Genomic DNA, 13,859 nt, shown 5'->3' on the forward strand with positions numbered 1-13,859 from the left:
GCGGTAGTGAGGACAGCATGAAGCAGTTTGGCAAAGTAGCAGTCATGATGGGCGGTACCTCCGCCGAGCGCGAGGTCTCGCTGATGAGTGGCAACGGTGTGTTGGCCGCCCTGCAAAGCAAGGGTGTGGATGCGCATGCGTTCGACCCGGCAGAGAAACCGCTGTCGGCGCTGAAAGAAGAGGGCTTCGCCCGCGTATTCAACATCCTGCACGGCCCGTTTGGCGAAGACGGCACCCTGCAGGGCGCGCTGGAAGCGCTGGGCATGCCGTACACCGGCTGCGGCGTGATGGCATCGGCCATCTGCATGGACAAATGGCGTACCAAACTGCTGTGGAAAGGCGCGGGCCTGCCGATTCCGGCGTTTGAACTGCTGAACGACGATAGCGATTTCGACGCCATCGAACAGCAGCTGGGCCTGCCGATCTTTGTGAAGCCGTCTACCGAAGGCTCCAGCATCGGCGTGACCAAGGTGAAAACCCACGGTGGCTTGAAAGCCGCCTACGAAGAAGCACGCCAGTACGACAGCATCGTGATTGCCGAGCAGTTTATCGGTGGTGGCGAGTACACCTGTGCCGTGATCGACGGCCAGGCCTACCCCACCATCAAGATCGAGCCGGCTACCGAGTACTACGACTACCAGGCCAAGTATTTCCGTGACGACACGGTATACCGCTGCCCTAGCGGCCTGCCGGCCGACGTGGAAGCGCGCGCGCGCGAGCTGGCGCTGCAGGCGTTCAAGGTGCTGGGTTGCCAGGGCTGGGCGCGGATTGATTTCCTGATGGACGAACAGGATGGCATCTATCTGCTGGAAGCCAATACCAACCCCGGCATGACCAGCCACAGCCTGGTACCAATGGCGGCGCGGGCCGAAGGCCTGAGCTACGAGGACCTGTGCGTCAAGGTGCTGGCAGCCGCTCATGTGGGATAACCATGCGGTATTGCGGGCAGTGGCCAACCTGCTGCTGACCGCCTCGTTATTGATGTTGTTGTATGCCGGGGGCTACTGGCTGACACACTCGCCCTTGTTCCCGGTAAAGCGGATTCACATTGCTGGCCAGGTGGCCAAGGTGACGCCGGTGCAGTTGAAGTACATCGCGCAAAACGAACTGACCGGCACGTTTTTTACGCTGGACATCAACAAAACGCGCCATGCCTTTGAAAAGCTGCCCTGGGTAAACCAGGTGCAGGTAAGGCGTGCCTGGCCAGACCGGCTGGATATTACGGTCAGCGAGCATGTTGCGCTGGCGCGCTGGGGGGACCAGGGGCTGATCAGTACCACCGGGCGCTGGTTTGATGCTGCCAGTGACCAGCCGCTGCCGGTGATGTACGGCCCGGCAGCGAGTGAAAAAGAAATGATGCAGGCACTGCAGGAGTTCCGGCAGCGTTTGCAGCCCGCCCGCTTGCAGCCAGTGCGTTTATGGCTGTCCGAGCGCAGGGCGTGGCGAATGGAACTGGACAACGGTGTAACGCTGGAACTGGGGCGTGGCCCGGTGGCTGAGCGGTTGACGCGTTTTGTCGACCACTGGTCACACAGCCTGGCCACGCTGCCATACCGCATTACGTATGTGGATTTGCGTTATCCCAATGGATTCGCTGTGCGGATGCCCGATTACAAGGCACCGCCTACGGCAACAAACAAGCTTTAAGCGTTGGAGCGACAGGTGAGCAAACCTAAGGAAAGCAAAAACATGCTGGTGGGCCTGGATATCGGCACCTCGAAGATCGTCGCGATCGTCGCCGAAGTGCTGGAAGAAGGCCAGATCAACATCGTGGGCATGGGTCAAGTGCCCTCGCGCGGTCTGAAGCGCGGCATGGTGGTGAATATCGAATCCACGGTGCAGGCCATCCAGCGGGCGCTGGAAGAGGCCGAGCTGATGGCCGACTGCAAGATCAACGAGGTGTTTACCGGCATCGCCGGTAGCCACATCAAGGGTGTGAACTCGCACGGCATGGTGGCCATCAAGGACCGTGAAGTGACGCAGATGGATATCGACCGCGTGATCGAAACCGCGCGTGCGGTGTCGATCCCGCCCGATCACCAGGTGCTGCACATCCTTACCCAGGAATACAGCATCGACGGCCAGGAAGGCGTGCGCGAGCCGCTGGGCATGAGCGGTGTACGCCTGGAAGCCAAGGTACACATTGTGACCGGTGCCATTTCTGCGGCGCAAAACGTCGCCAAGTGCGTACGCCGCTGCGGCCTGGAAGTGTCTGACCTGGTGCTGCAGCCGATGGCCAGCGCCAGTGCCGTGCTGAGCGAAGACGAAAAAGAACTGGGCGTGTGCCTGATCGATATTGGTGGTGGTACCACGGATATCGCCGTGTACATCAACGGCGCTATCCGCCATACCGCGGTGATCCCCATTGCCGGCGACCAGATCACCAACGATATCGCCATGGCGCTGCGTACCCCGACCAAAGAAGCCGAGGACATCAAGATCCAGCACGGTGTGGCACTGGTCGGGTTGGCCGACGCCGCCCAGATGATCGAGGTGCCGGGCGTAGGTGAGCGCGGCCCGCGCCAGATGTCGCGCGCGACGCTGGCCGAGGTGATCGAGCCGCGTGTGGAAGAGCTGTTCCAGCTGGTGCAGCAAGAGCTGCGCCGCAGTGGTTTTGAAGAAATGTCTACCGGTATCGTCATTACCGGTGGCGCCAGCCTGATGCCCGGCATGGTGGAGTTGGCCGAAGAGGTCTTCCACCTGCCCGTGCGCATCGGTGTACCCAAGTATGTAGGTGGCTTGTCCGAGGTAGTCAAAAACCCGCGCTTCTCTACAGGTGTCGGTTTGCTGCTGTACGGCAAGGACCAGATGCATCCTCGCGTTGGCCAGAAAAGCGAAAGCGCCGGTGTGGGGCAAGTGTTCCAGCGTATGAAGGCTTGGTTTGCCGGTAACTTTTAAGGCAAAACGGAATATTCCGACAATAGCTCATCTTTTTACAGGAGAGGAAAAATGAGCGGCATGGTATTCGAAGTAATGCAGGAGACTGCTACCGAGGCAGTCATCAAGGTGATCGGTGTGGGCGGTGGCGGCTGCAACGCCATCGACAACATGATCAGTAACCAGGTGCAAGGCGTGGAATTCATCTGCGCCAACACGGATGCCCAAGCGCTGAAACGCAACAAGGCACCGCAGAAACTGCAGCTGGGCAACAATCTGACCAAAGGCCTGGGCGCCGGTGCCAACCCTGATACCGGCCGCAATGCCGCCCTGGAAGACCGCGAACGCATCGCCGAGATGCTGCGCGGTGCCAACATGGTCTTTGTGACTGCCGGCATGGGTGGCGGTACCGGTACCGGCGCGGCGCCAGTGGTGGCCGAGGTGGCCAAAGAACTGGGCATCCTGACCGTAGGTGTGGTGACCCGCCCGTTCGAACACGAAGGCAAGCGCCTGCGTGTGGCCAACGACGGTATCGACTTGCTGAAAAAGCACGTGGATTCGCTGATCGTGATCCCGAACGAAAAACTGATGGCCGTACTGGGCGAAGACGTCACCATGCGTGAAGCCTTCCGTGCTGCCGACGATGTGCTCAAAGGCGCGGTAGCCGGTATTTCCGAAGTGATTACCTGCCCGGGTCTGATCAACGTCGACTTTGCCGACGTGCGTGCGGTCATGAGCGAAATGGGCCTGGCCATGATGGGTTCGGCCTTTGCCTCGGGTATCGACCGCGCCCGCGTGGCCGCCGAGCAAGCTGTTGCCAGCCCGCTGCTGGACAACATCACGCTGGAAGGCGCACGTGGCGTGCTGGTGAACATTTCTACCGCGCCAGGCTGCCTGAAAATGAGCGAATACCGCGAGATCATGGGCATCATCCGTCAGTACGCAGACGAAGACGCACAGGTCAAATTCGGTACAGCCGAAGTGGAAGACATGCCGGAAGACACCATCCGCGTGACCTTGATCGCAACTGGCCTGGGTCAAAAACCAGTCAGCAACCGCGACGAGCGCCCGGACTACATCAAGATCGTGAAAACCGGTACCGATAATGTCGCCATGGAAATGGATTTCAACGGCCTGGATACGCCTGCGGTAATACGCAATCGTGGCCGTCGTGCGCCGATTTCCACCGATTTTTCGGACCCGGAAGTAAGCGAGTCTTACGATATTCCGGCGTTTTTGCGCAAGCAGGCTGACTGATAGCGTAGGGCAATTAATTGCTGGTTGGTAATCAATTAGCCGCATGGCGCGGCTATGCTAAACTGTCAGCAATCGATATGTCCGAAAGCCCGTCATGATCTTGCAACGCACGCTGAAACAGGCTATCAGCGCCACTGGCGTTGGGCTGCATTCCGGCGAGCGGGTCAAACTGACCCTGCACCCGGCTGCACCTGATACCGGTATTGTGTTCCGCCGCACCGACCTGCCCACGCAGGACGAGGTGGCGGTACGGCCTGCGCTCGTGAACGACACGCGCCTCTCCTCGACACTGGTCACCGAGACCGGTGTGCGTGTCGGCACGATCGAACACCTGATGTCCGCTTTTGCAGGGCTGGGCATCGATAATGTGATTGTGGATGTGACCGGTGCCGAAATGCCCATCATGGATGGCTCGTCGGCACCGTTCATTTTCCTGCTGCAAACGGCGGGGATTGAGGAGCAATCTGCGGCCAAAAAATTTATCCGCGTGAAGCAAACGGTAGAGGTGGTAGAGGGCGACAAGTGGGTAAAGCTGGCGCCGTACGACGGTTTTAGCGTGCAGCTATCTATCGAGTTCAACCACCCGGCGTTCAACCGTGCCCCGCAGACGGTGAGCGTGGACTTTGCCAGCCATTCCTATATCGAAGAGATCAGCCGGGCACGGACTTTCGGCTTCATGCACGAAGTAGAGTACATGCGTAGCCACGGCCTGGGCCGGGGTGGCAACCTGAACAACGCCATCGTGATCGATGACGAATATGTGCTGAACCCGGAGGGCCTGCGCTTTCCGGACGAGTTTGTCCGCCACAAGATTCTCGATGCCATCGGTGACCTGTACATCGTTGGGCACCCGCTTATCGCGGCATTCAGTGGCCATAAATCCGGCCATGCCATGAACAATAAACTGTTACGCGTGATGCTGGCGAACCCCGACGCGTGGGAATTCGTCACCTTTGATAATCCGGAAGACGCGCCGGGCAGCTTTCACCGGCTGCCAGAGTTGGCCTGATGTCGTAACATGAAAAAACCGTGCCGAAGCACGGTTTTTTTGTTTGGCACTTACTTGCGGATAGGTTCTATTTTGGTGGGCCCGGCCATGGTGCTGGCCTTTGCCAGGTTGCCGCTCAATTCTGCGGCATTGAGCGGTGGCGTGTTGTCCGGGCAAAGTGCCTGCACGACGGTTTTCATGGCCAGATTGTTGCGGTCCAGCTTGCGCCACTCCTTGCGCATGGATTCAATCCAGCGTTTATTGACGCTGTCACCATAGGCATAGCTGCGCTGGGTGCGCTCGCCGCAATGCACGCCTTCGTGGCTGATGTTCTCGATGCCACCACTACTTAGCTGTAGCAGGGTAAAGCGTACGGTACGGTCTTCGGCCAACAGCAGGGTTTTGCTATCGATGAACAATTGCCCCTTTAGCGTAGCTGGCTTCTCCAGTTCTACCCAGTCCATTCCCCCGTAAGCGGGCAATGGTAGCAATTGTTCTTGCCATGGGCCTTCATCGATGTAGTTATGCTTGCGCTCGCGGCCCTTGCCGGAAAGATCAGCGTGAGCCAGGTTGGCCGCACATAGCAGGCCTAGCATGATAAGACGGGTTTTCACGGTATTTTCCTGATTTGTCCAATACGAAGCTGGTGGCGGCGGCGTCCGCTTTCGCGCCCGCCCATGCCGTAGCTTACCTCGGTAAAACTGACATCGCCGCGCGCCGAAACGTTCATGATGCTGCTGCAGCGTGTGCCATAGTCGCGGCCAACGATAAAGACCGGCGACAGCATTTTTTCCAGCGCCGAACCGACGCCGGTATTGGGTAGCTGTTCCGGTGGTGCCTGCTCCGGGTTCATCAGCCACGGCAGCACGTCGGCATCGGCAGGCGGGCGTTTCAGCGTAGCCAGCTGGCTGCGCAGCTGCTCGCTCTTATACCAGCGCGTGTCCATGTCTGCGTTAGACAAGACGTGGATGCCTGGTGCTACGCGGTTCAGAACCTTGGTGCGACTGTTGAAGTGCAGCAGGTCGCCTACCTGGCCAAACATCAGGTTGAACGCCCCGAATTCGCTGCCGTGCTGTTTCAGCCATTGCCCGAAATCCAGCGCACTGTCGTCCCCGCTAATAAAACGCTGCACCAGCTCGCCACGCGAGCGCGCCGCCTTGGCTGGCCGCCCGTCGCGGATATGGGTCACTGCGGCAAAGCGGCCGCGGGTGTCGATGGCCATCCAGCTGCCGCCGGCTTGTACATCGCGGCCACCCAGTATTTGCGGGTAGTCCGGCCAGAAATCCAGCGGCAGGGCGGGGCGGGCGTAGTATTCGTCACGGTTGGCCAGCAGGCACAATGGCCCCAGTGCGGGGGTCTTGTAGGCAAAAGCAATAATGCACATGTGCTGTTCTTGGGCATTTGGCCCAAGGCCCTTAAAATAACGTTTTGATTGTAACCGCTATACGCCTGGAGGATGAGTGTATGCAGCCAGATATCGCGCTGGATCTGTCCGGTTTGAATTGCCCCCTGCCTATCCTGCGCGCCAAGAAAGCCCTGGCGACCATGGACAGCGGCAAAGTGCTGTCGGTGCTGGCCACCGACCCCGGCGCCCCGAAGGATTTTGAAGCTTTCTGCCGCCAGACCGGCAATGTGCTGCTGGAATCGCTGGTGCAGCCAGACGGCCGTTTTGCGCTATTGATTCGCCGTAAATGACAAACAGGCGCCCTGGGTGGCGCCTTTTCTTTATCTTGCTGATTGCATAAGGTCAAACAATGAAACTCACCATTACCCGCCCCGATGACTGGCACCTGCATGTACGCGATGGCGAAGCGCTGGCTGCCGTGCTGCCGGATACCTGCCGCCAGATGGGCCGCGCCATCATCATGCCCAACCTGAAACCGCCGGTGACCACGGTAGCGTTGGCCGCAGCCTACCGCGACCGCATTCTGGCGGCGCGCCCGGCCGGCAGTACTTTCGAGCCGCTGATGACGATGTACCTGACCGAGACCACCACGGCCGAAGAAGTGCGCCTGGCCAAGGCTAGCGGTTTTGTACACGGCATCAAGCTGTACCCGGCAGGCGCCACTACCAACTCGGATGCGGGGGTGCGCGATGTGAACAATGCCATGGCCGCGCTGGAAGCCATGGCCGAGGTAGGCATGCCGCTGCTGGTGCACGGTGAAGTCACCGACCCGGCCATCGACGTGTTCGACCGCGAAGCGGTGTTCATCGATACCGTGTTCGAGCCGCTGCTCAAGCGCCTGCCCACGCTGCGCGTGGTGTTCGAGCACATCACCACCCGCCAGGCTGCCGAGTACGTGGCAGCCGCCGGTGACAATATCGCCGCCACCATTACCGCCCACCACCTGCTGATGAACCGTAATGCGCTGTTTACCGGCGGTATTCGCCCGCACCATTACTGTCTGCCAGTGTTAAAGCGTGAAACGCACCGCCAGGCCCTGGTAGCGGCCGCCACCAGTGGCAGCAAAAAGTTTTTCCTGGGTACCGATAGTGCCCCGCACGCCCGCCACACCAAGGAAAGCGACTGTGGCTGCGCGGGCATGTACACCGCCAACGCCGCTATCGAGCTGTACGCCGAGGCCTTTGATGCGGCCGGCGCACTGGACAAGCTGGAAGCCTTCGCCAGTTTCAACGGACCTGATTTTTATCAACTGCCGCGCAACACCGACACCCTAAGCTTGGTACGCGAAGCATGGCAGGTACCGGCTACCTTGTCTTATGGAAATGACGTGCTTGTCCCCCTGCGCGCAGGGGAGTATGTGCAATGGCGATGCGTACCATGAGTAATGCTCATGTAACTAGTCCAAAATTGCTTAGCTCAAAGGAATAAGTGCAAGAAATGCTACGCATTGCAAGCAATGTGACGCTGAAGTGACGATTCGGGGCTTGTAGTAGCCATGTGTGCTGTGCATAATTGCCTCGCCTTTGCGTACTGTATACACACAGTTTGTTTTTCTCGGGTGGCCCGCATCAAGACGGGCCACCTCTGTTCAAGGAGAGCAGGAGAATATGAAAAAGAATATGTCTTTCAGCGTGTTGGCCGCATCTGTCGTGCTGGCCATGGGTGCTAATGCTGCCTTTGCTGCTAAAGTGCCAGCCGGTGTACAACTGGCTGCCAAACAAGAGCTGACTCGTAACAACGGCTCCGAGCCGGAGTCCCTGGACCCGGCCCTGGCCGAGTCGGTAGGTGCCAACAATATTGCCCGTGATCTGTTCGAAGCGCTGACCGCTGCCGACAACGATGGCCGTATCGTGCCGGGCCTGGCCGAATCCTGGAAACAGACCGACCCGACTACCTGGGTATTCACGCTGCGCAAGAACGCCAAGTGGTCTGATGGCGTGCAAGTGACTGCCGACGACGTGGTATATGGCATTCGCCGTTTCCTGGACCCGAAAACTGCCTCCCCGTACGCTTCCACTTACGGCGCCTTCCTGCTGAACGGTGTTGAAGCCGCCGAAGGTAAAAAAGCGCTGACCGACATTGGCATCAAAGCCATCAACAAGCTCACCGTAGAAGTGAAGACCCCTTACCCGGTAGCGTTCCTGCCGGAAGTCATGTCCAACAACCAGCTGGGCCCCGCGCCGCGTCATGCTATCGAAAAGCACGGCAAAGACTGGACCAAGCCGGGCAAACTGGTGGGCAACGGTGCGTTTGTGCTGAAAGACTGGGCAGTTAACAGCAAGATCGTTATCGAGAAAAACCCGCAGTACTGGGACGCCAAGGCCGTGGTGCTGAGCAAAGTCACCTACCTGCCGATCGAAGATGGTTTTGCTGACGTAAAACTGTACCAATCCGGCGAGAACGACTGGGTGTACCAGCTGCCCCCAGGCACCTACGAAAAATACAAGGCCGAGCTGCCTAAGGATGTACGCAACTCGCCTATGCTGGGCCTGCGTTACTACAGCCTGAACGCCAAAGACCCGGTGATGAAAGACAAGCGCGTTCGTCAGGCGCTGTCCATGGTGATCGACCGTGACATCCTGGCCGCCAAGATCACTGCCGACGGCCAGCTGCCAGCCTACAGCGTGGTGGTGAAGGGTACTGCCGGTGCCGATGCCACCACCTACGACTGGGCCAAATGGCCGATGGCACAGCGCGTGGCCGAAGCCAAGAAACTGTTGGCCGCCGCAGGCCTGCAGGCTGGCAGCAAGATCAAGTTCACCTACAACACCAGTGAATACCACAAGAAAATGGCGATTTTTGCCGCTTCCGAGTGGAAAACCAAGCTGGGCCTGAACACCGAGCTGGAAAACATGGAGTTCAAGGTACTGCTGAAAAAGCGTCACGATGGTGAATACCAGATCGCCCGTAACGGCTGGGTAGCTGACTACAACGACGCCACTACCTTCCTGACCCTGGTGCAGTGTGGTTCCGACCAGAACGACAACGGCAACTGCAACCCGAAAGCAGAAGAGTTGATCAAGCAGGGTAACCAGGCGAAAGACGCAGCCAAGCGCAAGCAGCTGCTGACCCAGGCGACCAAGATGATCATGGACGACTACCCGATCATCCCGCTGCTGTCCTACACCACGCCACGACTGGTGAAACCTTATGTGGGCGGCTATACCGGCAAGAACTCGCTGGACCGCTACCGCAACAAGGACCTGTACATCATCAAGCACTAAGTTGATGTCGCCAGCCTGAAGGATTTTCCTTCGTAACGAAGACCGGGTGCATCCTCTACAGGGTCACCCGGTCTGATTTGGAAGTGGTAGTTGCCGCATGCCTCGAGCAATAGCACAGGGGGCGACCCTGCCTGTGCGTGCCGTATGCTGCTACCGACCTGGAGTACTCCCATGTGGTCTTACGCTTTTCGACGCGTATTGATGACGATCCCCACCCTGTTGCTCGTCATCACTGTCTGTTATCTGATGTTGCACGCCACCCCGGGTGGCCCGTTTGATTCCGAACGCAAAATTTCTGCTGCTGTCATGGCCAACCTGCAGGCCAAATATCATCTGGACCTGCCGCTGTGGCAGCAATACCTGTACTACCTCAAGAGCCTGCTGCAAGGCGATCTTGGCGCCTCTTTCCGTTACGCGGACTGGAGCGTGAACGATCTGGTGGCCAATGCGCTGCCGATTTCCGCCCTGATCGGCGGTACCGCGCTGCTGCTGTCGGTGGTGATCGGTATCGTGCTGGGTACCATTGCCGCGCTGCGCCAGAACAGCCTGGTTGATTACTTCGTGATGCTGATCGGTAACCTGGGTAGTGCCTTCCCCTCGTTTGTGATCGGCCCGGTACTGATTCTGGTGTTTGCCATCTGGCTGGCCTGGCTGCCGGCGGGCGGCTGGAACGACTACAAGATCCATTACATGGTGCTGCCTATCGCGCTGCTGACCTTCATCAACGTGTCCACCATTGGCCGTGTGATGCGTGGCAGCCTGATTGAAGTGATGAACTCCAACTTCATCCGTACGGCCAAGGCCAAAGGCCTGCCAATGCGAACCATCGTGATGCGTCATGCGCTGAAACCTGCCCTGATGCCCGTGATTTCCGTGGTAGGCCCGATTGCCATTTCCACCATTACCGGTGCCGTGGTAACCGAGTCGGTATTTTCGCTGCCGGGGCTGGGCAAGCTGATTATCAACGGTGCGTCCAACCGCGATTACACCCTGGTACTGGGCCTGGTGGTACTGGTAACCGTGGTGGCGGTGCTGATCAACCTGCTGGTTGACCTGTGTTATGCATTGCTTGACCCGAAGATCCGCTACTAAGCGCGGTCTTGGATACGTCTACCAGCGAGGATAGTCATACATGTTTTCCCGAAGCAAACAAAGCGATCTGGCCGGGGCCATCGAGGCCAACATCAATGCGGCCGCTATTGAAGGTCGCAGCCCGTGGCGCGATGCCCGCGAGCGTTTTTTCCGTAACAAGGCTGCGGTTGTCAGCCTTGTCATCCTCACCATCATTGCATTCGCCTGTATTTTTGGCCCCATGGTGCTGCCGTACTCGTACGAAGACACCGACTGGAACGCCATGAGCCTGCCGCCCGGCATGGAAGGTGCGCACTATTTCGGTACCGACGAACTGGGGCGTGACTTGCTGGTGCGCTGCCTGATCGGTGGCCGCATCTCCTTGATGGTGGGCCTGCTGGCGACCATCGCCTCGGTGACCATCGGCATCGTATGGGGCGCCACCGCCGGCTTCATGGGCGGTAAGGTCGATACCATCATGATGCGTATCGTGGACATGATGTACGCCGTGCCTTACCTGCTGATCGCCATCCTGATGGTGACCCTGCTGGGCCGCGAGTTCTACCTGGTGGTGCTGACCATTACCGTGTTCTCGTGGATGGACATGGCGCGCGTGGTACGCGGCCAGACGCTGTCTATCAAGTCCAAGGAATTTGTCGAAGCCGCGCACGCTATCGGTGTGTCCACCCCCAACATCATCTTCCGTCACATTGTGCCCAACCTGCTGGGTATCGTGGTGATCTACACCACCGTTACCGTGCCAGGCGTGATTCTGACCGAGTCGGTGTTGTCCTTCCTGGGTCTGGGCGTACAAGAGCCGATGACCAGCTGGGGTGTGCTGATCGAAGACGGTACCGGCGTGATGGAAACCACGCCGTGGATCCTGCTGTTCCCGGCTGCCATGCTGTCCATCACCCTGTACTGTGCCAACTATATCGGTGACGGCCTGCGCGACGCGCTGGACCCGAAAGACCGCTAAGGAATACGCCATGAGCCTTTTGAAAGTTAATAATCTTGGCGTGCAGTTCCAGACACCGGACGGCATGGTCAATGCAGTAAACGGTGTCAGTTTCGAGCTGGATGCCGGCCAGACGCTGGGTATTGTCGGCGAGTCCGGCTCTGGCAAGAGCCAGTCGGTACTGGCCATGATGGGCCTGCTGGCCAAGAACGGCCGCCCCACTGGCGAAGCCTTGTACAAAGGCCAGAACCTGCTGACCATGAGCCCGAAACAGCTCAACGGTATTCGCGGCGACCGTATCTCCATGATCTTCCAGGATCCGATGACCTCGCTGAACCCCTACCTGACGGTAGAGCGCCAGATGACCGAGGTGCTGGAGCTGCACAAGGGCATGACCCGCAAGCAGGCCAAGAAGCGCGCCATCGAGCTGCTGGAAGCGGTACGCATCCCCGAGGCCGCCCGCCGTATCGATATGTACCCGCACGAGTTCTCCGGCGGTATGCGCCAGCGTGTGATGATCGCCATGGCCCTGCTGTGCGAGCCGGAAGTGCTGATCGCCGACGAACCCACCACCGCGCTGGACGTGACCGTGCAGGCGCAGATTCTTACCCTGCTGAAAGAGCTGCAGCGTGACTTTGGCACCGCCATCGTGATGATTACCCACGATCTGGGCGTGGTCGCCGGCCTGTGCGAAAAAGTGATGGTGATGTACGGTGGCCGCGTCATGGAATACGGCACCGCCAACGACATTTTCTATCAGCCGTCCCACCCTTACACCATCGGCCTGCTGGGCGCGCTGCCGCGCCTGGATCACGACGGCGATGCGCTGGTCAGCATTCCGGGCAACCCGCCAAACATGGCGAACATGCCTAAAGGCTGTCCGTTTACCGAGCGTTGTGCCCATGCCTCGGCACAGTGCGCAGACGTACTGCCTGGCCTGCTGCCATCTGCGGCCAACCCGGCCGTATTGCGTGCTTGCCACAAGCCAGTGGCTGAACTGAAACTGGAGCTGAGCCATGGCTGAGAAGAAACTGCTGCTATCGGTGCGCGATGTCAAAGTGCACTTCAAGGTAAAAGGGAATAACGACTGGCCGTGGACAGCAAAACGGACGCTCAAAGCGGTAGACGGTGTCAGCTTCGACCTGTACGAAGGTGAAACCCTGGGCGTGGTGGGCGAGTCCGGTTGCGGCAAGTCCACGCTGAGCCGCGCCATTCTCAACCTGATTCCCGCCACCGACGGCGAAATCCTGTGGATGGGCAAAGACCTGCGCAAGGGCAGCGATAAAGACTGGCTGCATGTCCGCAAGGATATCCAGATGATCTTCCAGGACCCGCTGGCCTCGCTGAACCCGCGCATGACCATTGCCCAGATCATTGGCGAGCCGCTGCGCGTACACCGCCCGGAGCTGTCGCCGGATGACATCATGAAGCGCGTACGCGCCATGATGGTGAAGGTGGGCCTGCGCGAGCAGATGATCAACCGCTACCCGCACGAGTTCTCCGGCGGCCAGTGCCAGCGTATCGGTATTGCCCGCGCGCTGATTCTGGAGCCCAAGCTGATTATCTGCGACGAGCCGGTATCGGCGCTGGACGTGTCCATTCAGGCGCAGATCATCAATCTGCTGAAAGAACTACAGCGCGAGATGGGCCTGTCGCTGATCTTCATCGCGCACGATCTGGCGGTAGTGAAGCATATCTCCGACCGCATCCTGGTGATGTACCTGGGCCGCGAGATGGAGCTGGCCGAGAAGTACGCGCTGTACGACAAGCCGGCCCACCCGTATACCCAGGCCTTGCTGTCGGCCATTCCTATCCCCGACCCGAAGCTGGAGCGTAACAAGACGATCCAGATCCTGCAGGGCGATTTGCCTAGCCCGATCAACCCGCCATCCGGCTGCGTGTTCCGTACCCGCTGCCCGAAAGCGGTAGATCGCTGCGCGAAAGAAGAGATCAAGCTGCACGCGGTTACCGCCGCCACGCAGACCTCCTGCTTGCTGGTATAAGCGCCCAAGTTGGCCGCATGCGGCCAACCCAGGTGCCAAGAAAGCCCGGACATGTCCGGGCTTTTTCTTATTCAAT

At 59.1% G+C, this 13,859-nt stretch carries 14 protein-coding genes; 12 read left to right on the forward strand and 2 right to left on the reverse strand.

What is annotated here, in order from left to right; genetic code table 11:
* The first annotated feature begins 17 nt into the window (after positions 1–17).
* The 5 genes from FLQ44_RS15415 to lpxC all read left to right on the forward strand — a co-directional run bounded on the left by FLQ44_RS15415 (position 18) and on the right by lpxC (position 5,143).
* Positions 18–929, forward strand: coding sequence for a D-alanine--D-alanine ligase (locus FLQ44_RS15415; RefSeq protein WP_147695125.1), 912 nt, complete (start codon positions 18–20; stop codon positions 927–929).
* Positions 919–1,647, forward strand: coding sequence for a cell division protein FtsQ/DivIB (locus FLQ44_RS15420; RefSeq protein WP_147695126.1), 729 nt, complete (start codon positions 919–921; stop codon positions 1,645–1,647). Before FLQ44_RS15415 ends, FLQ44_RS15420 begins: the two co-directional genes overlap by 11 nt.
* Positions 1,648–1,662: 15 nt before the next feature.
* The gene (gene ftsA, locus FLQ44_RS15425; RefSeq protein WP_147688128.1) at positions 1,663–2,898 is read left to right on the forward strand and encodes a cell division protein FtsA; all 1,236 of its coding nucleotides are present in this window, start codon (positions 1,663–1,665) and stop codon (positions 2,896–2,898) included.
* Positions 2,899–2,949: 51 nt separating this feature from the next.
* The gene (gene ftsZ / locus FLQ44_RS15430) at positions 2,950–4,134 is read left to right on the forward strand and encodes a cell division protein FtsZ (RefSeq protein WP_147695127.1); all 1,185 of its coding nucleotides are present in this window, start codon (positions 2,950–2,952) and stop codon (positions 4,132–4,134) included.
* Between the two features lie 97 nt (positions 4,135–4,231).
* Complete coding sequence (gene lpxC, locus FLQ44_RS15435) at positions 4,232–5,143, forward strand: UDP-3-O-acyl-N-acetylglucosamine deacetylase (RefSeq protein WP_170253003.1); 912 nt, start codon at positions 4,232–4,234, stop codon at positions 5,141–5,143.
* A 50-nt stretch (positions 5,144–5,193) separates the two neighbouring features.
* Here the strand turns inward: lpxC and FLQ44_RS15440 are convergent, their stop codons facing one another.
* Together FLQ44_RS15440 and FLQ44_RS15445 are read right to left on the reverse strand one after the other, a co-directional pair.
* Positions 5,194–5,736 (reverse strand): CNP1-like family protein, encoded by a 543-nt coding sequence (locus tag FLQ44_RS15440; protein WP_147695129.1) that lies wholly within the window; start codon positions 5,734–5,736, stop codon positions 5,194–5,196.
* Complete coding sequence (locus FLQ44_RS15445) at positions 5,733–6,506, reverse strand: NRDE family protein (protein WP_147695130.1); 774 nt, start codon at positions 6,504–6,506, stop codon at positions 5,733–5,735. Before FLQ44_RS15445 ends, FLQ44_RS15440 begins: the two co-directional genes overlap by 4 nt.
* A gap of 80 nt (positions 6,507–6,586) precedes the next feature.
* On the opposite strand from FLQ44_RS15445, the gene FLQ44_RS15450 reads away from it, so the two are divergent.
* From FLQ44_RS15450 to oppF, 7 genes are all read left to right on the forward strand, one after another.
* A complete protein-coding gene (locus FLQ44_RS15450) occupies positions 6,587–6,817 on the forward strand; it encodes a sulfurtransferase TusA family protein (RefSeq protein WP_147695131.1) in 231 nt (76 codons plus the stop codon).
* 59 nt (positions 6,818–6,876) lie between these two features.
* A complete protein-coding gene (pyrC, locus tag FLQ44_RS15455) occupies positions 6,877–7,908 on the forward strand; it encodes a dihydroorotase (protein ID WP_147695132.1) in 1,032 nt (343 codons plus the stop codon).
* 226 nt (positions 7,909–8,134) lie between these two features.
* Positions 8,135–9,751, forward strand: coding sequence for a peptide ABC transporter substrate-binding protein (locus tag FLQ44_RS15460; protein WP_240801301.1), 1,617 nt, complete (start codon positions 8,135–8,137; stop codon positions 9,749–9,751).
* Between the two features lie 171 nt (positions 9,752–9,922).
* A complete protein-coding gene (gene oppB / locus FLQ44_RS15465; protein ID WP_147695133.1) occupies positions 9,923–10,843 on the forward strand; it encodes an oligopeptide ABC transporter permease OppB in 921 nt (306 codons plus the stop codon).
* Positions 10,844–10,883: 40 nt separating this feature from the next.
* Positions 10,884–11,801 (forward strand): ABC transporter permease subunit, encoded by a 918-nt coding sequence (locus tag FLQ44_RS15470; protein ID WP_147695134.1) that lies wholly within the window; start codon positions 10,884–10,886, stop codon positions 11,799–11,801.
* 10 nt (positions 11,802–11,811) lie between these two features.
* Positions 11,812–12,804: an oligopeptide/dipeptide ABC transporter ATP-binding protein gene (locus FLQ44_RS15475; RefSeq protein ID WP_147695135.1), complete on the forward strand. Its 993-nt coding sequence runs from the start codon at positions 11,812–11,814 to the stop codon at positions 12,802–12,804.
* A complete protein-coding gene (oppF, locus tag FLQ44_RS15480) occupies positions 12,797–13,783 on the forward strand; it encodes a murein tripeptide/oligopeptide ABC transporter ATP binding protein OppF (protein WP_147695136.1) in 987 nt (328 codons plus the stop codon). Before FLQ44_RS15475 ends, oppF begins: the two co-directional genes overlap by 8 nt.
* Positions 13,784–13,859 lie beyond the last annotated feature (76 nt).

It is taken from the genome of Vogesella mureinivorans, assembly GCF_007644035.1.
GTDB classification, from domain to species: Bacteria; Pseudomonadota; Gammaproteobacteria; order Burkholderiales; family Chromobacteriaceae; genus Vogesella; species Vogesella mureinivorans.